The sequence below is a fragment of the Ensifer sp. ZNC0028 genome, from assembly GCF_000799055.1.
Lineage (GTDB): Bacteria > Pseudomonadota > Alphaproteobacteria > Rhizobiales > Rhizobiaceae > Ensifer.
Genome location: NZ_JTLA01000014.1, coordinates 1 through 23087 on the forward strand (window position 1 = coordinate 1; position 23087 = coordinate 23087).

At 62.6% G+C, this 23087-nt stretch carries 24 protein-coding genes, 1 tRNA gene and 2 pseudogenes; 11 read left to right on the plus strand and 16 right to left on the minus strand.

Annotated elements, in window-relative coordinates; all coding sequences use genetic code 11:
* Nucleotides 1-1156, plus strand: a pseudogene (locus L981_RS34960) (hypothetical protein); the annotation flags it as partial.
* Nucleotides 1157-1266: 110 nt separating this feature from the next.
* Here L981_RS34960 and rpoH read toward each other — a convergent pair.
* Together rpoH and L981_RS03900 are read right to left on the minus strand one after the other, a co-directional pair.
* Entirely contained in the window at nt 1267-2172 is a 906-nt protein-coding gene (rpoH, locus tag L981_RS03895; protein ID WP_043611895.1) for an RNA polymerase sigma factor RpoH, read from the minus strand.
* Nucleotides 2173-2382: 210 nt separating this feature from the next.
* Nucleotides 2383-3411: an RluA family pseudouridine synthase gene (locus L981_RS03900; protein WP_043611897.1), complete on the minus strand. Its 1029-nt coding sequence runs from the start codon at nt 3409-3411 to the stop codon at nt 2383-2385.
* A 29-nt stretch (nt 3412-3440) separates the two neighbouring features.
* Here L981_RS03900 and L981_RS03905 point away from each other — a divergent pair, with 29 nt between their 5' ends.
* Entirely contained in the window at nt 3441-3824 is a 384-nt protein-coding gene (locus L981_RS03905; RefSeq protein ID WP_034806447.1) for a hypothetical protein, read from the plus strand.
* Nucleotides 3825-3828: 4 nt separating this feature from the next.
* Nucleotides 3829-4665 (plus strand): RNA methyltransferase, encoded by an 837-nt coding sequence (locus tag L981_RS03910; RefSeq protein ID WP_043611900.1) that lies wholly within the window; start codon nt 3829-3831, stop codon nt 4663-4665.
* A gap of 48 nt (nt 4666-4713) precedes the next feature.
* Here the strand turns inward: L981_RS03910 and L981_RS03915 are convergent, their stop codons facing one another.
* Nucleotides 4714-5877 carry a hypothetical protein gene (locus L981_RS03915; protein WP_043611932.1) on the minus strand — a complete coding sequence of 388 codons (1164 nt, stop codon included), beginning with the start codon at nt 5875-5877 and terminating at the stop codon, nt 4714-4716.
* 161 nt (nt 5878-6038) lie between these two features.
* Complete coding sequence (locus L981_RS03920; RefSeq protein ID WP_082005878.1) at nt 6039-6632, minus strand: DUF1134 domain-containing protein; 594 nt, start codon at nt 6630-6632, stop codon at nt 6039-6041.
* 274 nt (nt 6633-6906) lie between these two features.
* On the opposite strand from L981_RS03920, the gene chpT reads away from it, so the two are divergent.
* Nucleotides 6907-7557: a histidine phosphotransferase ChpT gene (chpT, locus tag L981_RS03925; protein ID WP_043611903.1), complete on the plus strand. Its 651-nt coding sequence runs from the start codon at nt 6907-6909 to the stop codon at nt 7555-7557.
* Between the two features lie 253 nt (nt 7558-7810).
* Nucleotides 7811-8173 (plus strand): PleD family two-component system response regulator, encoded by a 363-nt coding sequence (locus L981_RS03930; RefSeq protein WP_034806707.1) that lies wholly within the window; start codon nt 7811-7813, stop codon nt 8171-8173.
* A 267-nt stretch (nt 8174-8440) separates the two neighbouring features.
* Here the strand turns inward: L981_RS03930 and ctrA are convergent, their stop codons facing one another.
* A complete protein-coding gene (ctrA, locus tag L981_RS03935; RefSeq protein WP_025424706.1) occupies nt 8441-9142 on the minus strand; it encodes a response regulator transcription factor CtrA in 702 nt (233 codons plus the stop codon).
* A gap of 441 nt (nt 9143-9583) precedes the next feature.
* Here ctrA and L981_RS03940 point away from each other — a divergent pair, with 441 nt between their 5' ends.
* On the plus strand, nt 9584-9934 hold the full coding sequence (locus tag L981_RS03940) for a hypothetical protein (protein ID WP_043611906.1): 351 nt from the start codon (nt 9584-9586) through the stop codon (nt 9932-9934).
* 324 nt (nt 9935-10258) lie between these two features.
* On the opposite strand, the gene L981_RS03945 is transcribed toward L981_RS03940, so the two are convergent.
* Nucleotides 10259-10540, minus strand: a complete 282-nt coding sequence (locus tag L981_RS03945; protein WP_043611908.1) for a GNAT family N-acetyltransferase — start codon at nt 10538-10540, stop codon at nt 10259-10261.
* Between the two features lie 207 nt (nt 10541-10747).
* Nucleotides 10748-11023 (minus strand): DUF1153 domain-containing protein, encoded by a 276-nt coding sequence (locus L981_RS03950; RefSeq protein ID WP_003527546.1) that lies wholly within the window; start codon nt 11021-11023, stop codon nt 10748-10750.
* Between the two features lie 478 nt (nt 11024-11501).
* Between L981_RS03950 and L981_RS03955 the strand changes: the two genes are divergently transcribed.
* From L981_RS03955 to L981_RS03965, 3 genes are all read left to right on the plus strand, one after another.
* Nucleotides 11502-12251 (plus strand): LuxR C-terminal-related transcriptional regulator, encoded by a 750-nt coding sequence (locus L981_RS03955; protein ID WP_034806462.1) that lies wholly within the window; start codon nt 11502-11504, stop codon nt 12249-12251.
* 178 nt (nt 12252-12429) lie between these two features.
* Nucleotides 12430-13683, plus strand: coding sequence for a tRNA 2-thiouridine(34) synthase MnmA (mnmA, locus tag L981_RS03960; RefSeq protein ID WP_052201569.1), 1254 nt, complete (start codon nt 12430-12432; stop codon nt 13681-13683).
* Nucleotides 13684-13818: 135 nt separating this feature from the next.
* Nucleotides 13819-13895, plus strand: a tRNA-Met gene (locus L981_RS03965).
* A 272-nt stretch (nt 13896-14167) separates the two neighbouring features.
* On the opposite strand, the pseudogene L981_RS34965 reads toward L981_RS03965, so the two are convergent.
* Nucleotides 14168-14502, minus strand: a pseudogene (locus L981_RS34965) (phage protein GemA/Gp16 family protein); the annotation flags it as partial.
* A gap of 95 nt (nt 14503-14597) precedes the next feature.
* Here L981_RS34965 and L981_RS03975 point away from each other — a divergent pair.
* Complete coding sequence (locus L981_RS03975; protein ID WP_043611913.1) at nt 14598-15365, plus strand: hypothetical protein; 768 nt, start codon at nt 14598-14600, stop codon at nt 15363-15365.
* A 93-nt stretch (nt 15366-15458) separates the two neighbouring features.
* Here the strand turns inward: L981_RS03975 and L981_RS03980 are convergent, their stop codons facing one another.
* Both L981_RS03980 and L981_RS34360 read right to left on the minus strand, forming a co-directional pair.
* Nucleotides 15459-15824, minus strand: a complete 366-nt coding sequence (locus L981_RS03980) for a hypothetical protein (protein WP_043611915.1) — start codon at nt 15822-15824, stop codon at nt 15459-15461.
* A gap of 217 nt (nt 15825-16041) precedes the next feature.
* Nucleotides 16042-16200 carry a hypothetical protein gene (locus tag L981_RS34360; RefSeq protein WP_156133954.1) on the minus strand — a complete coding sequence of 53 codons (159 nt, stop codon included), beginning with the start codon at nt 16198-16200 and terminating at the stop codon, nt 16042-16044.
* Nucleotides 16201-16515: 315 nt separating this feature from the next.
* Between L981_RS34360 and L981_RS03985 the strand changes: the two genes are divergently transcribed.
* Complete coding sequence (locus L981_RS03985) at nt 16516-16956, plus strand: acetyltransferase (protein WP_043611918.1); 441 nt, start codon at nt 16516-16518, stop codon at nt 16954-16956.
* Between the two features lie 21 nt (nt 16957-16977).
* Here L981_RS03985 and L981_RS03990 read toward each other — a convergent pair whose 3' ends face one another.
* The 6 genes from L981_RS03990 to hutF all read right to left on the minus strand — a co-directional run.
* Nucleotides 16978-17559 (minus strand): HutD family protein, encoded by a 582-nt coding sequence (locus tag L981_RS03990; protein WP_043611921.1) that lies wholly within the window; start codon nt 17557-17559, stop codon nt 16978-16980.
* Nucleotides 17556-19037: a histidine ammonia-lyase gene (gene hutH / locus L981_RS03995; RefSeq protein ID WP_043611923.1), complete on the minus strand. Its 1482-nt coding sequence runs from the start codon at nt 19035-19037 to the stop codon at nt 17556-17558. The genes L981_RS03990 and hutH overlap by 4 nt, the downstream gene beginning before the upstream one ends.
* Nucleotides 19030-19857, minus strand: a complete 828-nt coding sequence (locus L981_RS04000) for a glycine betaine/L-proline ABC transporter ATP-binding protein (RefSeq protein WP_052201568.1) — start codon at nt 19855-19857, stop codon at nt 19030-19032. The genes hutH and L981_RS04000 overlap by 8 nt, the downstream gene beginning before the upstream one ends.
* Complete coding sequence (locus L981_RS04005; RefSeq protein ID WP_043611926.1) at nt 19850-20707, minus strand: proline/glycine betaine ABC transporter permease; 858 nt, start codon at nt 20705-20707, stop codon at nt 19850-19852. The genes L981_RS04000 and L981_RS04005 overlap by 8 nt, the downstream gene beginning before the upstream one ends.
* A gap of 138 nt (nt 20708-20845) precedes the next feature.
* Nucleotides 20846-21880 (minus strand): ABC transporter substrate-binding protein, encoded by a 1035-nt coding sequence (locus L981_RS04010; RefSeq protein WP_043611928.1) that lies wholly within the window; start codon nt 21878-21880, stop codon nt 20846-20848.
* Nucleotides 21881-21915: 35 nt separating this feature from the next.
* A partial coding sequence (hutF, locus tag L981_RS04015) for a formimidoylglutamate deiminase (protein WP_043611929.1) occupies nt 21916-23087 on the minus strand: 1172 nt, incomplete at its 5' end.

The window sequence follows — 23087 nt, forward strand, 5'->3', positions numbered from 1 at the left end:
GGCGGGAGCCGGAGCCACGGCGGCAGCGCGCGAGCCGGAACGGGCTGGCGAAGCAACCCCAGCAGCGCCAAGGCCGACATCCTACCGGGCCACGCCGAAGCCGTCGCGTTTCAGCGTAAAGCGTCTCGTCATTGCGGGCGTCGCCCTGCTCGTGCTTGGCGGCGGCGGATTTGCCTATTGGCAGAACCGCGAGGCCGGCAACGCCTGGATTTCCGGCATGGTGTCGTCGATAAGCTCGGCGGTGTCCGGCATTGGCGGAACGCCGGCCGAGCAAAGCACGCCACCGCAGCCCGCTGGCGAAACGGCCACCCAGCAACCGGCCGCGCATGACGATACGGTTGCGCCGGACAACAACTCGACGAAGTTCACGCAGCGCCTGATGGCGGACGGATCGGAGACCGACGACGGCCCGGCCAACCCAACGGGCGAGAGCGCTGCGCAGGAAGGCAAGTCCGTGGCGCCGCAGACGGAAGCAGGCAAGCCTGTCGAAGCGGCGAGCGGTCAAGGTGGCACGGCCGGCCAGGCCGGAGCGCCCGCGACTGGTCAGCCGGCCGGCCAGCCGAACCAGCCTGAAGTCGCCCTTGCCACCGGCGAGAAGATGTTCCTCTACGAGGAGCGTCTCGGCCAGTCTTCGCCCACGGCCGTTCCGGGAACCGTGGCGTGGTCGGTGAAGGAGGAATCGCCCGGCGGCGATGCCAAGCCCGAGCCGGCGATCCAGGCCCAGATCACCGTTCCGGACCGCGGCCTGACCGCGCTGATGACGATCAAGCGAAACGCGGATCCGTCGCTGCCGGCAAGCCACGTCATCGAGTTCGTGTTCTCGCTGCCGTCGAATTTCGAGGGCGGCGCCATCGACAGCGTCCAACGCGTATCGATGAAGCGGACCGAGCAGGATCGGGGCGACGCCCTGATCGCGGTTCCGGCCAAGATCACCGACGACTTCCATATGATCGCTCTGAACGATGCGACGGACGCCATCGGCAACAACACCCAGCTGCTGCGCAGCCGCAGCTGGATCGATATCCCGCTGACCTACCGCAACGGTCGCCGTGCGCTTCTGACGCTTGAGAAGGGGCAGAGCGGCACGGATGCCTTCAACCAGGCTATGCGCGCCTGGTCGGCGACGGGTACGGCTGCCGAGAGCAACAGCCAGTAAGCTCGACAAGAACCGAAGATACAAAAAACCCGGCGGAAGCAACCGCCGGGTTTTTTATTGGGTTTCGCGTTCTTGAAGCAGAACCGCCGCTTTAAGTTGCTGCGGTTGCCTTAGGCGCCTTCGACGACGCGCAGGGAGTTGGCGCGCTCCAGCGCTGCCTTGCGTACGGCATCCTGGACCTTTTCGAACGCACGAACTTCGATCTGCCGGACGCGTTCGCGGCTGATGTCGAATTCGGCCGAAAGATCCTCGAGCGTCAGCGGATCTTCGGTCAGGCGGCGTGCCTCGAAGATGCGGCGCTCACGGTCGTTGAGCACTTTCATCGCGTTTGCAAGCAGCGCCCGGCGGCTTTCGAGCTCGTCCTGCTCGATCAGGATTTCTTCCTGGTTGTCGTGGTCGTCGACGAGCCAGTCCTGCCATTGGCCGGACTCGCCCTCGCTCGCCTTGATCGGCGCATTGAGCGAGGCGTCGCCGGACAGGCGGCGGTTCATCGAAACGACTTCGTCCTCGCTCACCTTGAGGGTGGTGGCGATTTCCTTGACATGCTCCGGCTTCAGGTCACCCTCATCGAGTGCCTGGATCTTGCCCTTGAGGCGACGCAGGTTGAAGAACAGCCGCTTCTGGTTGGCGGTCGTGCCCATCTTGACCAGCGACCACGAGCGCAGAATGTACTCCTGGATCGCCGCCTTGATCCACCACATTGCATAGGTGGCGAGACGGAAGCCGCGATCGGGCTCGAACTTCTTCACGGCCTGCATCAGGCCGACATTGCCTTCCGACACGACTTCGCCGATCGGCAGGCCGTAGCCGCGATAACCCATCGCGATCTTGGCGACGAGGCGAAGGTGGCTGGTGACAAGCTTGTGCGCCGCTTTGCGGTCGTCGTGTTCCTGGTACCGCTTGGCGAGCATGTACTCTTCCTGCGGCTCAAGCATCGGGAACTTGCGAATTTCGTCGAGGTAACGATTAAGGCCGCCTTCTCCAGCGGCAATGGTCGGCAAATTGTTTCGGGCCATATGAAGCACCCCCCTTTTTAGTCTCCGGCCTCCGGTCGGCAAGCCGGGCATGTGGGTCTTCGTCAAGACCCCACGAACGTAGAAAATAAGTACGGCGAAAGCATGATTCAAGGAGTCCGGTTCACAAGGATGTGACGCCGGAGCGACGGAAATGTCACGAATAGAGGCTCGCTTTAGATCGGAATTCTTCCGACGGATTTCAAGGGGCGGTCACTCTCCGCTGCGCAGCGCTTCGATCAGCGCTGCCATGTCGTCCGGCATCGGCGCTTCGAAATGCATGGTCTCGCCGGTCGACGGGTGCTCGAACTGCAGCATGAAGGCGTGCAGCGCCTGACGGTGGAACTGGTTGACAACGGCCTTGGCGGCATCCGGCAGAAGGTTCGCCTTGGTTCTGAAGGCCGCGCCGTATTCGGGATCGCCGATCAGCGGATGGCCGATATGGGCCATGTGCACGCGGATCTGGTGGGTCCGGCCCGTTTCCAGGTGGCATTCGATCGTCGAGGCGAGCGAGGTGCCGTCGGGCTTTTCGAGATAGCGCTCGACCACCTCGTAGTGGGTGATCGCCTCGCGGGCGTCGTCGCTATCCTCGCGCTTGACCGCGCGCTTCGTTCGGTCGCCGGCGCGGCCGAGCGGCGCGTCGATCGTGCCCTTCAACTGCCGTGGCCTGCCCCAGACGACCGCCCGGTAGGCGCGCTCGAGCGGGCCGGTGCGGCCGTGGTCGGCAAACTGGTCCGAGAGATGGCGATGGGCCGCATCGTTCTTGGCGACGACCATGACGCCGCTCGTTTCCTTGTCGAGGCGATGGACGATGCCGGGGCGCTTGACGCCGCCGATACCCGACAGGCTGCTGCCGCAGTGGTGGATCAGGGCATTGACGAGCGTGCCCGTCCAGTTGCCGGCGCCCGGATGCACGACGAGGCCGGCCGGCTTGCACAGCACGATCAGGTCGCTGTCCTCATAAAGCACGTCGAGGGGGATGTTCTCGCCCTTCGGCTCGGGATCTTCCGGCTCCGGGAGGTCGATCTCGAAGATGTCCCCCGGCTGGACCTTCTTCTTCGGCTCGCTCACCGGCCTGCCGTTGACCGACACGGCACCCTGCTCAATGAGAGCCTTGATACGGTTGCGGGAGAATTCACCCGAAAGTGCGTCCGTCAGGAAGGAATCGAGCCGTCCTGCGGCATCCTCGCCCGCCGTCAGGACTTTCCTATTGGCCGTTGCTTGTTTAAAGGGGTCGTTCATTCCGTTAAAAATCCGAAAAAAGGCCAGCCATGACCGCAATCGAGCCCGATGACCAGGAAGACAAGCCGCTAGATCCGGCGATGGAAAATGTCCGCCGCAAGATGGTGAAGCTGCAGCTCGTCTCGGCAGGCGTCATGTTGGTCATGCTTATGGCTGTCCTTGGAACGATTGTCTACAAGCTGACGCGTACGGATGAGAAGGCGCCGGCCCAGACGTCCGCCGCGGTCGTTCCGAGCGAGGCGCCGCTCAACGCCGTTGCCGCGCTGCCCGCCGGCTTCACCGTGACGAATGTCGCGCTTTCGGGCTCGCAGGTGCTGTTCTACGGCAACCTGCCCGGTGCCGAGCCGCGCGCGATCGTCTTCGACATCGGCACCGGCCGCATCGTCGCGGATATCACCGTTCGGACGAACTGACGAAATGTCCGGCGCCCTCCCGCCCGTCCTGCGCATCGACGATCCCGCCGATCCCCGGATCGCCGGTTTCGTCTCGATCAAGGAGCGCGATCTGACGGGGCGGCAGGGCCGCTTCATTGCCGAGGGCACCGTGGTGCTACGCATGCTGGCCGCCGCGCACGCGGCCGGCCGCGGTTTTGCCGCCGAGGCCCTCCTGCTTCTGGAAAACCGTCTGGAGGGCGTCGGCGACATTCTTCGGCGTTTCCCGCCTGACGTCCCGGTCTATGTGGCGAACGCGCAGGTGTTCGACGCGATCGCCGGCTTCAACATGCATCGCGGCGTGCTGGCACTCGGGCGCCGCGAAGGCGAACCGGATCGCGATGCGCTGATCGCGTCTCTGCCGACGTCGAGCCTGGTGCTGGCGGCCTGCGGCATCTCCAACCACGACAACATGGGTGCGCTTTTCCGCAACGCGGCGGCCTTTGGGGTCGATGCGGTGCTGATGGACGAGACCAGCTGCGATCCGATGTATCGCAAGGCGATCCGCGTTTCCGTCGGCTCCGTGCTGACGGTGCCTTTCGCTCGCGAGGGTTCCGTCGCCGCCATGCTTGAGCGGCTGCAGGATGCAGGCTTTGCGATCTGGGGGCTGTCGCCGGCAGGAACGACAGACATCGGCGCAATCCCTCCGGCACCGCGCACGGCGCTTCTGATGGGGACCGAGGGCGAGGGACTGCCGCAAGCGGTGATGACCGCGATCCAGACCGCGCGCATCCGCCAGCGGCCCGGGCTCGACAGCCTCAACGTGTCGACCGCCGCCGGCATCGCATTGCACCAGGTGGCATTGATCAACGGCCGTATCTGAGGGGTCGCGCTGGTGTGAGGGCAGGCAGTCCCCGACGGCTGCGGGCGCCTACTCGCGCGGAAGAATATCCTTGACGCGCTTCGCCAGGCTTTTTCTGTTGGCTGTGCCTTCTTCCTCGCCCGAGAGCAGGCTGGGGATGGGAGAGGTGGCGCCCTCATTCGCCGCCGTCAGCGCGACCATGCCTGCGGCGATTGCAGCGACTTCGTCGCGCAGCGCTTCGTCATGGGCTGCGGACTTGGAGTTGGTCAGGCGCTCCGAAAGGGCGGTGGCGCGATTGCGCAGGTCGTCGGCGGCGACAACGGAGCCGGAATCCCCGTTTGCCAATTCGACCGGTGCTGCAGCACCATTGCCCGTCTGCTCGGATGCCGGCTTGCGGTCGCGGCGCAAGGGAAAGGCGACGCCGGCGGCGCGCAGGGCCTTGGCGGCGTCACGCATTTCCTGGTTGGTGTCCTTCACCTTGGCCTTCAATCTCTCGATTTCACCGGCGCGCCTTTCAAGCGCGCTCTCGCGATCGGCGCTGGTTGCCATTTCGCGCGCAAGCTTGTCTTCCAGCCGGTGCAGGCGGGTTTCGTCGCGCGACAGGCGGAGCTCCATTTCCTTTGCATGGGTGGTCTCGGTCTTCAAGTCGCCGCGCAGGGCTTCGCGCTCGTCGCGCAGCGTGGCGATCCGGCTTTTCAGATGCTCGACCTCGGTGTCGCGTGCGGCCAGGTTGATCCGCAGATTGTCGGTCTCGGCAGCATCCTGGGCGAGTTGAACGTCACGCTTCCTGATCTCGTCGGCCTTGCCGGCGTTGTCCCGCTCGACGCTGTCGAGCGTCGCCTTCATCCGCTCCAGGCGCTGTTCGAACTGGCGGATGGCCGAGCGCATGTCTGCCGCCTCGACGTTCATGTCGGCAAGCTGGGCATGCAGATCGGCGTTTTCGCCGCTGAGGCGACGGGCTTCCTGCAGGCTCTTCTCGTTTGTGAGCATCAGAGACACGCCCTTGTCCCGTTCGCGCTTCAGGGCCTGAAGCGTGCGGGCATTCTCGGCGGCAAAAGCGGCGCGGGCCGCATCCTTCTGCGCGCGCACCTCCTGGGGGCTGAGCGGCATCGTCGCCTTCAGCCGGTCCTCGGCGAAACGCACGATGCGGCGGTGGATCGCCGGTGCGACCAGGAGACCGATGATGATCGCCGTCAGAAAGCCCAGGGCAAAGAGAAGCGAGAATTGGATCACGAGCTGGCCGTTTCGAAACTGGACCGGAAACCGAACCGCCTGCCCGGCCACAAAGGGCACGGCAGGCGCTCCATCTTCCGTTTCCTTGCACTAAACATGACGTTTCGTGCGCTGCAAGTCTATGGTGCCGGATTTTGCAACAGGCAGGTCCGGCAACGGTCTTAGAAGGGATTCCAGGTCGGATTCTGGGTCATCTTGAGGTAGCCGACATTGACGCCGAGGCGTGCGCCGATGCCGGTGCGGATCGGCACCACGACGATGTTCTCGTCGGTCAGCACCGTCATGCCGACGCCGGCGACCACATAGGCCGAGCCGGAGACACCGCCGAAGCGCTTGTAGAGCGCCGGCACGCTCGGCAGATTGTAGACCAGCATCATGGCGCGGCTGCCCTGGCCGCCCCAGTCGATACCGAGCGACGGACCCTGCCAGAAGACGCTGTGCTGTCCGGCATTCTTGGTGTTGAGCTCGCCTTCGCCATAGGTGAGGCCGGCGATGAACGCGCCTGAGCCTTCCTGTCCGAGAATGTAGCCGTTCGGCAGGCCGTAGCGTTCAAAGGCACGTTCGACGACCTTGGCAAGGCCGCCGGAGGTTTCTCCGAAGAAGCCGTGACCGGCATCGACGATTTCCTGCATGGTGTATTGGCTGTTGTTGTTCGCCGACTGGGCGTGCGCGACGGACAGGGCGCCGGCGACCAGAAACATCGTGGCCAGGACAACACGGCCAGCCGATGTGGCAGCCTTCATGATCTGATGCATCATATCCTCCGTCAGGCGCGAAATTTGCTCGCTTGCGGGTTTGCAGTGGCCGACAGTCAGATCACTGCGCGGCCAGGTGGGGTCTGGACCAGTTCCATGCAATTTGAACCGATGGTCTTAACAATCGGTTTACCAAATGTGGTGTCATTATGTTCCACTGATGAACGGCTGCGCCGGGCAGCTCATGACTTGCGTCTTCACGCAGGAGGCTTTACCGGCGTGACCACGGCGCGTGCTCCAGGCGACGGCCGATGGCACCAAACAAGGAACTAAGATGGCAACGAATCCGAACCTGACATTGACGGGACCCGATCTGGCCGCGCTTCTGTGCAGCCGGGTTTGCCACGACATCATCTCCCCGGTCGGCGCCATCAACAACGGCCTGGAATTGCTCGACGAGGGCGGGGCCGACGCCGATGCGATGGATCTCATCCGCACGAGCGCGCTCAACGCCTCGGTCCGGCTGAAGTTTGCGCGCCTTGCCTTCGGCGCGTCGGGCTCGGTTGGTGCGTCGATCGATACCGGCGAAGCGGAAAAGGCGGCGAAGGATTTTGCCGCAGCCGAGAAGAAGACCGAGGTCAACTGGCACGGCCCGCGGGCGATCATTGCCAAGAACCGGGTCAAGCTGCTCCTGAACCTCTTCCTGATCGCTTACGGCGCCATTCCACGCGGCGGCTCGATCGACGTGACGCTCGAGAACCCGGAGTTCGACGCCGTGTTCACGCTCGTCGCCAAGGGCCGGATGATGCGCGTGCCTCCAAGGCTGGTGGAACTCCTGTCCGGCACGCCGGAAGAGGCCGTCGACGCCCATTCGATCCAGCCCTATTACACGGTGCTTCTCGGCGAGGAGGCGGGCATGGAAATCGCCGTCACCTCGACCGGAGAGGAAATCATCTTCACCGCCAAGATGCAGCCTGAGGTTTAAGTCGGCGGCGCCAGGCGCCCCGATTTCTTGACGTCTCGACATCCGCCGGGTGCCATCGCATCCGGCGGAAACGTATCTGCCATAAGCGTTTTACTGTCACCCGGATCTTGGAAAATTTAACATTTTCAGTGGGTTGATCTCGCGCGAAAAAGCTTCGTTAAGCAAACTCCGTAACGAAATCTTTCCCAAATTTGTATAGAGTTGTTTCAAGAATGCCGATACGCGTATAGGTAAGTGGCGAAGGGAGTTGGACATGCGACGTTTGATGATTGCCGACGGCTCGGATGTCGTCCGGAAAGTTGGAAAACGTATCCTCTCCGGCATGGGCTTTATGGTTTACGAGGCGTCGAACAGCCTTGAGGCGCTCGTGCGCTGCGAAGCGGAACTCCCGAACATCCTGATCATCGACGCAGGTCTCGAAGGCGCGCTCGAGCTTATCGGCAACATTCGCCGGCTGCCGAACGGCCCGTCGGTGCGGATTTATTACTGCGTCGTCGAAGCGGACCTGAAGAAGATGATGGCCGGCAAGCGGGCTGGTGCCGACGACTTCCTGCTGAAGCCTTTCGACCGCAAGATCCTGACCAGCGTTTTTGCGAGCCAGTCGATGGCGGCCTGAGCCGCCTTATCCTGGCATGCTTGCAGCGAAATCAAGCCGTGGCGTTTGCCGCGGCTTTTTGTTGTGCCAACCCGGCGAGCCGAACAGGGATTTCGATCATTGGGAAGGGGAGGGCGGTGCGCCCTGGATCTGGGGCAATATCATCGCAAAACCGGTAGGCGTGGTCTCTTTCACGCAAAACAAAACCCGCCTCATAGGCGGGTTTTGCGAAACTCTCGAATGTCGGGCCCGCATCATGCGGGGATCGGTGCAAGCCCTGGCAGGGAATCAGGCAGTTTCGGCGTATTCGGCACCATCCGGCTCGCGCAGCACATAGCCGCGGCCCCAGACGGTTTCGATGTAGTTGGCGCCGCCGGCGGCGTTTGCGAGCTTCTTGCGCAGCTTGCAGATGAAGACGTCGATGATCTTCAGTTCCGGCTCGTCCATACCGCCGTAGAGGTGGTTCAGGAACATTTCCTTGGTAAGCGTCGTGCCCTTCCGCAGCGAGAGCAGTTCGAGCATCTGGTATTCCTTGCCGGTCAGGTGGACGCGCTGTCCGCCCACTTCAACCGTCTTGGCATCCAGGTTGACGATAAGCTCGCCGGTGGAGATGACCGACTGGGCGTGGCCCTTGGAGCGGCGGACGATCGCATGAATGCGAGCGACCAGTTCGTCCTTGTGGAACGGCTTGGTCATGTAGTCGTCTGCGCCGAAGCCCAGGCCGCGAACCTTGTCTTCGATGCCGGCCATGCCCGAAAGAATCAGGATGGGCGTCTTCACCTTGGAAAGACGCAGCGTTCTCAAGACTTCGTAGCCGGACATATCCGGCAGGTTGAGGTCGAGAAGGATGATGTCATAGTCATAAAGTTTGCCGAGATCGACGCCTTCTTCACCGAGATCGGTGGTGTAGACGTTGAAACTCTCGGACTTGAGCATCAGCTCAATGCTCTGAGCCGTTGCACTGTCGTCTTCAATTAATAGAACCCGCATATTCTTCCCCTTTTCCGCCGCCCAAGGTTGTCGTGGCACCCTTACGCGATACGGATCCAGTCGTTGCCTGATTTGGAGGCTGCCACCAAATGGTTAACAAATTCTGATTCCCTCTGGCAAGGTGTATCGAGTTTGTTAAATATTTTTAGCAGTCTCCTGATTTCAAACGTGAATCCAGAACGGCTAATCTCATGTGAAACATGAGGAAATCCCGTTATCTGACTCTTCTGACTCGTTAATGCCGGGGCGGTCACATTTCGTGCCTCAGCATTTACGGAGCCTTAAATCATCACGCCTATGATTAACGATGCCCGTAAACGAAAGGTTACCAGCGGTAGGCTTTTGTTAATATCGCTGAAGATTTTTCGTTTCCGGCCCTGTTCGGGCCGGCTCGCGGGCAAATCAGTAACCGGGGTCTCGTTATCCACGGGAGTATTGCGTATGAAAGCACGTGAGAGCCTTGTCCGCCTGAAGGAGTTTCAGGTCCGGGAGAAGCAGCGTCAGCTGAACCAGCTTCAGATGATGATGGCTGAGTTCGAACGGATGACCAAGGATCTGGAAAATCAGATTATTTTCGAGGAGAAGAAGTCGGGTATCTCCGATCCCCAGCACTTCGCCTATCCCACCTTCGCCAAGGCCGCACGTCAGAGAGCCGACAATCTTCAGGTCTCCATTCGCGAGCTGAAGACGCAGCAGGATGCTGCCGAACTCGCGCTCGAAGAAGTGCAGGCCGAATTCGCGAAGGCGGCGGCCCTCGAAGAGCGGGACACGTCGACCCGCCTGCGGGCATAGCTGCGGCTCCTGCGCCACAATCCGGCGCAGCGGGCCGTAACGCCTTGGTCCAAAGGGTGATTTGAACCCCGAGCCGGATGCGGCAAGGGGGATTTGTCCGTTGGACGGGCCGATAGCCCGTTTCGGAGCAGATGGTTCCATCCTTGACGGATCATGCGGTTGGCATGATCCGATCCGGCACGATCGTGACAAGACAAAAAGACCCGCCCGATGCCTCGGCATCCGGGCGGGTCTTCTCGTTTCGGGACCGACAGCGCCGTGGTTCTTTTAAGGTGCACGCGATTTCGATTTAAGATTTGTGCCGCCGCCGCCGGCGCAGGTGTCTCAACCCTGGATGACATCCTGCCATTCGGGATGCCGCATCGCCTGGGCCTTCATGAAAGGGCAGAGGGGGATAATCTTCCAGCCGCCCTTGCGGGCTTCCTCGATCGCATGCTTGGCCAGGGCCTGGCCGACGCCCTTGCCGCGCAGGGCATCCGGAACGAGCGTGTGATCGACGATGATCAGTTGCGGCGAGGTGCGCGAATAGGTCATTTCACCGGTATGGCCTTCGACTGATGTCGAGTAGCGGCCGTGCGATCCAGTTTCCTCGTGCAAGATTTCCATGGCAACCTTCCTTGGTGAACGGGTTTGTCTGCGTGGAAGCTAGCGCAGTTTTTCGCAAATCGGAATCGCCCGCTCGGCCATCGCCGGTGCACAGTGTGTTCGCGAAACGCAACCAATGCCGGTCCGCACGGGACCTTTAAAAACGACGGCGGCGGCCCCGGGGAACCCGGAGCCGCCGCGCGACCTATGGCCCTGTGATGGGCGAAATTAGTGGCGATACTGCTGGATGCGAGTGGTGCGCAGGCCGGCGAGACCGTGATCGTTGATCGAGGACTGCCAGGACAGGAACTCCTCGACAGTAAGGGTATAGCGTTCGCACGCTTCTTCCAGGCTCAACAGGCCACCGCGCACGGCGGCAACAACCTCAGCCTTCCTGCGGATTACCCAGCGCCGGGTATTCGCCGGCGGCAGATCCGCAATCGTCAGAGGGCTGCCATCGGGGCCGATGACATATTTCACGCGTGGTCGCATCATTTCGGTCATGGGACTCTCTACACAAACTCAAGACCATATGACCGTGACCTTAGCCTGCCACATTTAACATTTGCCTAAGCGTCAAGTAACAATTTGCTCATAATTTGAGACACTTCCGATGGGCCTTTGCCCATGTGCGGCGTCCCCCAAAACTTGCGGCAATATTTCCCCGACTTGTGGAAACGCTTGAGAACAATCCGGATTCTCCCGGAATTGACATGGGAGCCATGCAAATACCACATTTCACTTTAACTAAAATTTTTGGTAACGAAGCCCCGAAATAAGGATGAGCGTCGTATGTACGCTCCCGCATTCATTCTTGGTGCATCGTCATATTTTTCACAACCGGACGCGTTTCTTTCGCGGGCAGGCCGGTAGCGGCAGTTTTATTTCGTCTGCCGGGTGAATTTCATGCTCCTGACGATGTGGGGCGTTGTTTGTATTTCTCTCGACCGGTGCGGTGGCGCCGGGGATGTGGTGATCGCAGATGAAGGAATCGCATGAACCGGCCTTGCTGCGCGAGGCTGAAACGGTGGAGATGTTTTCGGACATCGATACGGCCACGGTGCGCACCGAGTACGAACTTCTGCATCTCATGCGGCGGTTGATCGCGCGCTATGGCTTCGGCCATTTCATGATCGCGCGCATGCCGCTGGCCGAACAGCAGCGCTTTTCCGAGCGGCTGGTGCTCAGCAACTGGCCGTCCGAACTGGTGCGCCAATACGACGCCTGCGAGACGTTCCAGTCGAGCGGGCTGGTCGAAAAGTTGCGTTTCACCAAGCTGCCGGTAACCGGCGGGGCCGAACTGCTCGATGTCGCGGCCAAGCCTGCGGACGAGGCGATGGTGCACCGGCTGCTCGCCCATCCGGAGATGGCGCGCCATTTCGCGGTGCTGCTGCACACAAGCGGCGGCGATCCCTTCATCGCCATGCTGTCGGGGCGCCGGGAGGCGCCTGCCGGCGTCGAGCGCGCCACGCTGTATCTCACTTTGGTTCAGCTTTTCGAATGCCTGGAGCGCACCTTCGACACCGGCAATACCGCACGCGAAAAGCTGTCGAGCCGCGAGTTGGAATGTCTGCGTTGGGCGGCTGCCGGCAAGAGCAGCGACGAGATCGGCATCATCCTGGGGATCTCGACCTATACGGTCAGCAGCTACTTCAAGAGCGCGACCCGCAAGCTCGATGCCGTCAACCGCATGCAGGCGATTGCCCGCGCCATGCGGCTGAAGCTGATCTGACGCCTTTAGGGCCAGGCACGCGCATGTCATCCGCAGCGGCCGGCCTTGCCGCCGGACGGACAAGTTTCTATATGTCGCGGAACTGAAAGTACCGCGACGCGCTCTATGCATCCGATTGATGCCGGCCGCCGCGGAGCCGAAGATGCCGTGGGCCGAAAGTTGCTCGGCAAAGCATCGCATGAAGCGTGAAACAGGGCAGGCGCAAGGTTGCCGCCCGAAGGCCGGATTGGATCCCGTGAACAGTCTCGATTTTGACCGCAAGCCCGAAGATACGCGTGTCGTCGTTGCCATGTCCGGCGGCGTCGACAGTTCCGTCGTTGCCGGCCTGCTCAAACGCGAGGGCTACGACGTTCTCGGCATCACGCTGCAGCTCTACGATCACGGCGCCGCTGTGCACCGGGCCGGTTCCTGCTGTGCCGGCCAGGACATCGACGATGCGCGCCGCGTCTGCGAAACGCTCGGCATTCCCCATTACGTGCTCGACTACGAAGCGCGCTTCCGCGAAACTGTGATCAATCCCTTCGCCGAAAGCTATATCGCCGGCGAGACACCGATCCCATGCGTTGCCTGCAACCAGACGGTCAAGTTTGCCGACCTGCTTTTGACGGCCAAGGAACTCGGTGCCGATGCGCTGGCGACCGGCCACTATATCCGCTCGCGCCCGAGCCCGAACCCGCGCTATGCCGGCCAGCGGGCACTCTACCGGCCGACGGATGCCGACCGTGACCAGAGCTATTTCCTCTTCGCGACGACGCAGGAGCAGATCGACTACCTGCGCTTCCCGTTGGGACACCTCTCCAAGGCCGAAACCCGCAAGCTCGCCGAAGAGATGGGCCTTGTTGTCGCCCAGAAGGCCGACAGCCAGGACATCTGTTTCGTGCCGCAGGGCAAGTACAGCGACATCGTCTCAAAGCTGAAGCCGAATGCAGCACTCTCCGGCGACATCGTGCATCTTGATGGCCGCGTGCTCGGCACGCATGAGGGCATCCTGCACTACACGATCGGCCAGCGCCGCGGCATCGGTGTTGCGACCGGCGAGCCGCTCTACGTCGTCTATCTCGACGCCCGCTCGCGCCGCGTCATCGTCGGCCCCAAGGAAGCGCTGGAGACGCGCCGCGTCTACCTGCGCGACGTCAACTGGCTAGGCGACGAGGACGTCGAGGCGGCAGCCGCCCGTGGCTTCGAATGTTTCGCCAAGGTGCGCTCCACCCGCCAGCCGGCGCCGGCCGTGCTCGCGATGGACGACGAGGGCATCTATGTGGAGCTTGCCGAGGGCGAAGCCGGCATCGCGCCCGGCCAGGCCTGCGCGCTCTATTCCGGCGTCGGCGAGGATGCGCGCGTCTATGGCGGCGGATTTATTCGCAAATCGGAACGCGAAGCCGGCGCGGAAGCCGCGCTGAAGGCCCTGCTCTCGGCGCAGGCAGCCGCCTGAAGCCGTTGATTTCCGGGCTGTTGTGAAAACTTCACATTTTCCCGGAGACTTGGGTTGACAGTGGACGGAAGCGGGCCGTATAAGCCGCCCGTCCAGTCAAGACGGCTTCCACTTCGAAGCCCTGACGCGGTACCCGGCGGAGTAGCTCAGTAGGTTAGAGCAGAGGAATCATAATCCTTGTGTCGGGGGTTCGAATCCCTCCTCCGCTACCATTTTTCCACATCCATCCCGATAGCGTCGATCAAGAAACGTCCGCAAGACACGGGTGATTTGATCCGTCTTGTGTCCTGAGACGGCGGGACGACGGCAAAGAGCTTATTGCCGTCACATCACCAAGTTCATGTCGAGCCCGGTTTCGCCTCAGTCAATGCTGTGTCGGCTTCACCGAGGGTCGCGGGTTGTCTGTCACTGAGTGCCTTTCGAGATGATCAGTTCACGTGCCGGCGTCCCTTTGCCGCCGCCGACCGAATAGGTCAACTCCGCTTCGATCGAAGAACTCCGACCAGTCGAGGTTCTCCAGGATCACGCCCGCTAGGCGCTCGCGGACGTCCTCGAGCATCGGCGCCAGGCGCGTCAGGTTGAACCGCAGCTTGCCGGCAAAGCGGCCGGAGAGCTGGCGCGACCGTTCGGCCTGGGCGCGCTCGGCACCGGTTGAAAACCTTCGTTGCGGAAGACCGCGAGCACTCTCTGACGTTCTTGCTCGGTCATGTCTTTGGTCGAAGACTTGCCGGTGATGTGGGTGAGCTTGGCACGGTAGCTGTCATCGTCCAGGCCGAGCTTCTTCTTGGCGACATGAATGGCAGCAAGGGAGCTGGTCATCGGACCCCTCCCACCAGAGCGCAGCGATCGTGACTTGCACTGCCGCATGCCCTATTTTTGCAGCTAGGGGTTCTTCTACGGGGAGGGGAGATGCGATGAGCGACGGTCGCGGATCGAGAATGGTGTCGCATGTGGTGGTGATAATACTTGCCGCTACGCTGCCCGCGGCAATGTTTGGGAAACCTGGCGACGGGTACTTCGAGTTTCTCAAAGAATTTCAGACGCTGCTGACGGGCCTGCTCGCAGTAGGCGCGGCGGCCTACACGATCAGTGAAATGATCAAGAGCGATGCCAAACAAGAGCAGCGCCACAGAGAAACAATCGAGATTTCCATGCTCCCGTCCAAACTAGCCGTGGCTCGGGTCGCTGACTTTTTGCCTGGTAGACTCAGGCACTACAGCGAACAGTTTCGATTGTTCGACGAACTTGTAGATAAAAACACGTTCCAGCCAAGTTGGGACAAGCAAAGTTTGACGCTCGCCATCAGGGTTTGTGTCAATGCAAGGAACCTGCATCGAGAAGTTTTGAGTGACCGTGTCACCTCCTGTCAGCATCTTTTTGACAACGACGTTATGCAAAACCTTGAGGAGTTTCGCACCTGGAGTGGCGAGCTCATATCCCGTTTGCCAGAGGGTTTCGCGACGTCGATGTTTGACGATGACGACGTTGTAGAGCCGCCTGAATGGTACAACCGCGCACTCTATATGTTCATGGAGGTTACGAACCGTTCGTCGGCCTCGTTCGCAAACGATATTGATGCATGGGCAAAGCAGTTCCATCTGCCAAAGAGGAAGGACCCGCCAAGGCCCAGCCAGACGGTGCCGGTTGATGCTGTCTTCCCTCATTTGACGAACCGTCACTGAACGATGGATCGGCATACCGCTGTGCACCGTCCCGGAACCCGAACAGCCCCATTGCGCGACCCGCTGGTCGCGCAGGAGGCAGTCTGCGTCAGGTCAATGGTGCAGCGGCTTCAAGGGCAAGGTCAGCGCCGGTCCGCTCTTGACCCCGATTTGCCTTCTGAACTGCCGCGACGCGCTGCCGTCGAACAGCGATTGCGGCAGTGGCGCGCCAATGGCCCATTTGTATTTCGCCTCTGCATCGCTGCTCAGCGCCTGGTGCGCCACGGCGCTCAACGGCAGGACATATTCCGGCTTGCGCAGGCCGCGCTCGGTATTGCCGAGCCAAGTGAGGACCACCAGGATTTCGCCGCCGAGCTCGAGTGCATCAAGTGCCAATGCTTTTCCGCCGACCGAAGCGCGGACGGCCTGTTCGTGGAAGGTGAAGGCGCTGAGTTTCAGTTCGTTTTGCGGATCCGTCATTTCGGGCCTTCCTGGATATGCTGTCAACGCTGTCTTGAGCGACGATTCGTTCAGTCAGCGTTCCCTATCATAATCCCTTCGGCCATACATGGAGCCGATGATCGATGCAAAAAGGCGCCGTCATCATCGATGGCAGCGCCTGCAGATGCGGCTTGAGAGGGTGTGCGTAGAAACCAGCCGGGCATGCTGCCCGGCTGCCGCCGCGGGGTAGGTCGCTTCAGCGATGAATCGACGAAGTGATCGTCGTGTAGTCCGGCAGGTCGATGTTGGCGATTTCGGCTGCGCGATATTGGGACAGGGCGAAGTGCATGATCGCGATCACGGTGATCGAGAAGACCAGTACGGTGACGTTGACGCCGAAAGCGGTTTTGATCATGTCCTTGTCCCCCATGTCCTGCGCTTGTTGATGTGTGGTTAAAAACCGTGACATGGAGACTATCGTGTGGCGTCAATTGTGCTGTTCCCCGGGGAACATGAAATATGGTTGCTGAATTCTTAACCGGCGTGGCCTGAAAACCGCAGGTGCAGAGATTGCTTGCGATCGTCGGGGCTGCGGATAAGGTGCGCGGCTCGGCCGGACCGGATCAGGACCGGACATCTTCACAGGCTGGCGCCCGCGCAAAGCTGCGTTGGCCTCAACCGGACGCGCGGCACGCCTCGCCGCCGCCGCATTTTCAGAAGCGATTGCATCATGACCATTTCCATCCGCCCCTCCCGTCCATCCGATTTTCCGCGCACCTTCGAGATCTGGCGTAGCGCCGTCGTCGCCACCCATGATTTCCTGACGCCGGAGGATTTTGCTGCAATCGAGGTGCTGGTGCGCGACCAGTATCTGCCGGCCGCCGAGTTGTGGATTGCCGTGGACGAAAATGACCAGGCGCTCGGTTTCATGGGCATGAGCGGGGCGCAGATCGACTCGCTCTTCGTCCATGCCGACGCGCGCGGCGCAGGTGTCGGCCGGCGGCTCGTCGAGCATGCGATGAGCCTGCATCCGGTGCTGACGGTCGACGTCAACGAGCAGAATGTGTCGGGCGCCGGTTTCTACCAGCGGATGGGTTTTGAGGTGGTCGGGCGTTCACCTGTCGACGATGCGGGCCGGCCCTATCCGCTGCTGCATCTCAAGCGCGGCTGAACGATGCGAGCCGGCGCCCGATCAGGCGGCCGGCTTGTCGATGGTGATCAGGAAGAGGACGGCAGAGGCCGCCGGTTCGATGGTGACGGCGGTTGCGCCCGTGAGCACAGCCGTGTCGCCCGCTGCGAGATCGGCAGTGGTCTCGCCTGCGGCCAGCCGCACGGCGCCGCCGTGGCAAAGCAGGAGGGTCGTGCCCCCCAGGCTTTCCGCCCTGTGGGGGTGGTCTATCGCCAGGCGCTGAACCGAGTGCGCGAGCTTGCCGCGCCGTGTCATGACATTGAGGTCGACGATCGGACCATCGACGAGCGTCGCCGAGGTTGCGGCGTCGGCCGGGAAGGGGAGCGGCGCCGTCTCGCCGGTCATCAAGGCGGGTGCGCGCCCCTCGATCATCAGCCGCATGCCCTTGCCCTGAAGGATGGACAGCGTGCGGTCGATGCCGGGGAAGCTGGAGAAGGGGCCATCGGTGGCGACCGTCGCCATGCTGACGCGCCAGTCGAAATCGCCGAGCGAGGCTTTTTCCGGAAATACGGCGATCTCCACCGTCTCACCGCCGCCGTTCTTCCAGGGCATGCGCTTGTAGTCTTTCGCGCGCAGGACCTTCATGGCGTGCCTCCTTCGATGAGTGTACGCATGCGGGCGAAGTCGCCGTTGAGCGGCCGGTCGTCGGCATAGGTGGGAATTTCCGCACGGATGCGTTGGTAGAGCGCGCCGGTACGGGCGGCACGGCCGCGCGGCTGCAGGTCATAGGCTTGCGCCGCGGCGAGCAGCTCGATCGAAAGGATCGTTTCGAGATTGTCGGCGATCGCAAGTGCCTTCCAGGCGGCCGGCGTCGCATGGGTGAGGATATCCTCCTGCAGCGCCGAGGTGATGCCGCCGTCAAGGCTGGCGGGTGCGGCCAGGCGCCGGTTTTCGGCGGCAAGCGAGGCAGCGGTGTATTGCGCGATCATGAAGCCGGAGGCAACACCGCTGTCGCCGGCAAGGAAGGCCGGCAGGCGGCTCACCAGCGGATTGACCAGCCGGTCGATGCGGCGCTCGGAAATGGCAGCGACCTCGGCGACGGCGACCGCCAGGCTGTCCATGGCAAGGCCGAGGGCAGCCCCGACCGCATGGGCCTGCGAATGTACCTCTGGCGCCTCAGGCGTGCCCGACACGGCCGGGTTGTCGGTGAGGCTTACAAGCTCGCGGTCGACGACTTCTGTTATCTGGGCGAGCGCATCGCGCGCGGCCCCATGCACGTGAGGCACGGCGCGAAGGCTCAAGGGATCCTGTGTGCGGGTGCCGGCGGTCTCTGCCAGCATCGGGCTGTCGGCGAGATAGGTGCGCAGCGTTGCTCCGACCGCATCCAATCCGTCCGAGCGACGAAGCGCCAGCGGGCCGGCGGCGAAGGCATTCGCCTGGCTACCGAGGTTTTCATAGGTCATGGCGGCGGCGGCATCCGCCCAGTCGAAGAGGTGGGCGGCGCGCGACAGCGCCAAGGCTGCAAGGCCGGTGGCGCAGGGTGTGCCGTTGACGAGGCTGAGACCCTCCTTGGCTTCGAGCCTGAGTGGTTTTAGCCCGATCTGCGCGAGCGCCTCGGCGCCGCCAATCTTGCCGGTGCCGTCATCGACGGTACCGTGGCCGATCAAGACGAGGCCGATCGCCGCTGCATGGGTGAGATAACCGACCGATCCGCGCGACGGAATGTCGGGGATGAGGTTGGCGTTGAGGAGCGCCAGCAGCGCCTCGACCGTCTCGATGCGCACGCCGGAATAGCCGTGGGCGAAGTTGGCGATCTGCGCCGCCATCACCGCGCGGGCCTCGGGCCGGGCGAGCGGTTCGCCGACGCCGCAGGCGTGGCTGAGGATGATGTTGCGCGACAGCGCCCGCTGGTTGTCGCGGTCGATGACGACGTCGCAGAGTGCGCCAACGCCGGTATTGATGCCGTAACCGCGGATGCCGCACTCGACCAGCGCATCGACGATCCTGCGGGCATGGACGATGCGCTGGCGTGCCGCATCGGAAAGCGCGAGCGGTGCGCCACTGGCAACCGCCGCGATTTGCTTCCAGGTCAGCGGCGCATCGAGAACTACATTCTCACTCATGGGCTTCCGGTCGTCCCTGTCGGCGTTGCACGAAGCGGGCAACATAATCGTTGGCCGGCCGTTGCAGAATATCGTCCGGTGTGCCGACCTGCACCACCTGGCCGTCCTTGAGGATGGCGATTTCCGAACCGATGCGCAGCGCCTCGTCGAGATCGTGGGTGATGAAGACGATCGTCTTTGAAAGGTTCTGCTGCAGTTGCAGCAACTGGTCCTGCATGTCGGCACGGATCAACGGGTCGAGCGCCGAGAAGGCCTCGTCCATCAGGATCACGTCGGTATCGGCGGCAAGCGCCCGGGCGAGCCCGACGCGCTGCTTCATGCCGCCTGAGAGCTGGTGCGGGAACTTGGCGTCGTAGCCGGCAAGGCCAACGGTCTCGATCCACTTCATGCCGATGTCGCGGGCTTCAGCCTTCGGCAGGCCGCGCACACGCTGGCCGTAGACGACGTTCTGCAGCACCGTGCGGTGCGGCATCAGCGCGAAGCTCTGGAACACCATGCTGACGCGGTGCATGCGGAAGGTGCGCAGCGCTTTTGCGTCAAGATCCAGGATGTTGCTGCCGTCGAACGCCACTTCGCCGCTCGTCGGCTCGATCAGCCGGTTGATGTGGCGCACCAGCGTCGACTTGCCGGAGCCGGAAAGCCCCATGATCACGAAGATCTTGCCGGCGCCGATCGTCAGGCTGACATTGTTGAGGCCGACGCTGCAGCCGGAGCGGGCAAGGATTTCGCTCTTGTTGAGCCCGTCCTTGGCCATGGCGAGCGCGGCTTTGGCGTCCTGTCCGAAGATCTTGTAGACGTTGCGGATCTCGATATCAGCCATTGCGGGGATCCTCCGTCCGGCTCTTGCCAAAACCTTGCGTGATGCGGTCGAGTACGATCGCGAGAATGACGATGCCGATGCCGGCTTCGAGCCCCTTGCCGACGTCGAGCGTCTGGATGCCGTTCAGCACCTGCTCGCCGAGGCCGCGTGCGCCGATCATCGAGGCGACCACCACCATCGACAGCGCCATCATGATCGTCTGGTTGAGGCCGGCCATGATCGTTGGCGTGGCGAGCGGCAGCTCGACGCCGAAGAGGATCTGGTTGGGGCTGCCGCCAAAGGCAGTCGCCGCTTCCACGACCTCATGGTCGACCTGGCGGATGCCGAGATCGGTCAGGCGAATGAGAGGCGGCACGGCGTAGATGATGGTGGCGAGGATCGCCGGCACCTTGCCGAGGCCGAAGAGCATGAGCGCCGGGATCAGGTAGACGAAGCTCGGCATGGTCTGCATGACGTCGAGCACCGGCAGCGTGATGTTGCGCATCACACGGCTCTTGGCGACGAGGATGCCCATGGGGACGCCGATGACGACCGAGACGATCGTCGCCATCAGCATCAGCGCCAGAGTCTGCATCGTCAGGTCCCAGAGGCCGAGCACGCCGACGAAGAAGAGCAGGACGCCGACGGCGACCGTCAGGGTCCAGCGCTTAGAACTCTGCCAGGCGAGCGCCATGAAAATCAGTATGACGACCCACCAGGGCAGGCCGCGCAGGATCCATTCGATGAAAAGGACGGCCTTCAGGATGACGGCGCTGATCGCCTTGAACACCCAGCCATAGCCGCTGACCAGCGCCTGGATGAACTCGTTCACCGGCCCGCGAATGGAGAGATTGAGAGAATCCGGAAACATCGGAAACGTTCCTTGCTCGGGCCATAGACAGCCGCCTCCTGCGGTCATCGATGGCGCTTGCCTCGGGTATGGTCGCAACAGGCCGCTCGATCCCCACCGACACGGAGGTGCGATAGGGTTCGAGTGGCGATTGCGGGATTACTTCAGGCTGGCTTCGATCTTGCCGCGGGCTTCGTCCGAAACCCACTTGCCCCAGACGTCGGCCTTGGTCTTCAGGAACTCGGCGGCGGCTGCCGTCGCATCGACCTTGTTGTCGGCCATGTAGGCGAGGCTGCCGTTGACGGCTTCGAGCGGGAAGGTCGCCTTTTCGAGGATGGCGATGATCTCGGGGGCTTCCTGCGCGAAGGTGCTATTGACGCCATAGGAAACGTCCACCGACGGGAAGGCGCAGCCCTGGTCACGCTTGCCGTTGGCGCTCGAAAGCTCCTTCCAGCAGGCTTCGCTATAGGCCGGCTCTTCGAGCTGGACGAGCTTGAACTTGCCCATGATCGCGGTCGGCGACCAGTAGTAGAAGAGGATCGGCTCGCCCTGGAGATAGGCGGATGTGATGGCGGAATCGAGCGCCGTGCCCGTGCCCGGACGGAAGTTCACATAGGTTTCGCCGAGCTTGTAGGCCTCGAGCTTGGCGGAGCTCACGCCTTCGCAGGTCCAGCCCGAGGGGCAATTGAGGAAGCGACCCTTGGTGGGCTCTTCCGGATCGGCGAAGAGCTCGACCATCTTGGGATCGGAAAGCTGCGAGACGGCCTTCAGATCCGGTGCCTTCGCTTCGATGTTGCGGCTGGCGTCGCCCTTGATGACATATTCCGGTACGAACCAGCCTTCGCTGGCGCCGACGAAGGTCTTGCCGACGGCGACAACCTTCTTTTCCTCGACCGCCTTGTTCCAGACGTCGGAACGGCCGAGCCATTCCTCGGCGAAGATCTGGACGTCGTTGTTGGCGGTCGCCTGTTCCAGCGTCACCGAGTTGCCGGGGATCGAATCCACCTGGCAGTCGTAGCCCTTGGCAAGAATGGTCTTCATCACCTCGGTGATGAAGGCGCCGCTCTCCCAATCGATGCCGGCGAACATGACGGTCTTGCCGTCGCCGCAATAGGACGCGCTGGCGCTGCCGGTGGAAGCGGCAAGCAAAAGGCCGGTGGCGGCAAGCGTGAGTTTCAATTTGCTGATCGACATAAAGCTGTTCCCTGTTTTGATATTGGCTTTGGCGATTACTTGAGTTTCATCAGCACCCGCGCAAAGGCGCGGTCGATCTCTTCCTCCCGATCGTGGCGTCCGTTCCGGATCTTCCACGTGCCCGCGACCATGACGTCGCGAACAGTCTCGCCGCCGAGCGCAAACAGCCAGCGGTCGAGGATCTGGTTGCCGCTTGCGGCGGCGATGTAAGGGTTGTCGCCGTCGAGCACGATGAAATCGGCGCGTGCGCCGACGGTGATGCCCGCCGTGTTCTGACCGGCCGCCTGGGCGCCGCCCTTCAGCGCTGCGTCGAAAATGGTGCGGCCGATCGAGGCGCCTGGGCCCGTCGCCAGACGGTTGCGGCGGCGGTCGCGCAGACGCTGGCCGTATTCGAGCAGCCGCAGTTCCTCCGCGACGCTGGTTGCCACATGGCTGTCGGTGCCGACACCGAAGGTGCCGCCCTCAGCCATGAAGTCGACCGCCGGGAAGATGCCGTCACCGAGATTGGCCTCGGTTGCGGGGCAGAGGCCGGCAACGGCGCCGGAACGCGCCAGGCGCTGGCGTTCGCTTTCCGTCAGGTGCGTCGCGTGGATCGCGCACCAGCGCTGATCGATCGGCATTTCGTCGAGCAGCCATTCGACCGGGCGACGGCCGCTCCAGGCGAGGCTGTCGTCGACTTCCTTGGTCTGCTCGGCCACATGGATGTGGATCGGGCCGGCAACGGGGGCGGCATCGAGGATGGTGCGCATCTCCTCGGGCGTTGCGGCGCGCAGCGAATGGATGGCGTAGCCGAGCGTATGGCCGGCGTCGCGGCAGAGCGGCGCGAGCCGCTCAAGCAGTGCGAGGAAACGATCAGGATCGTGCAGGAATGGCCGCTGGCCGGGATTGGGCGCGACGCCGCCGAAATTGGCGTGGGCGTAGAAGACAGGCAAATGCGTGAGGCCGATGCCGGTGGTGCGGGCGGCGGCGAGGATGCGCAGCGACATCTCGGCCGGGTCGGCATAGGGGGTGCCATCGGCCTGGTGGTGCAGGTAGTGGAATTCGGCGACGTGGCCGAAACCGCCCTTCAGCATTTCCATATAGAGCTTGGCGGCGATCGCCTCGACATCGTCGGGGCTTACCAGCCCGACGGTGCGATACATTTCCTCGCGCCAGGTCCAGAAGCTGTCGTCGCCGCTGCCCGCCACTTCGGCAAGGCCGGCCATGG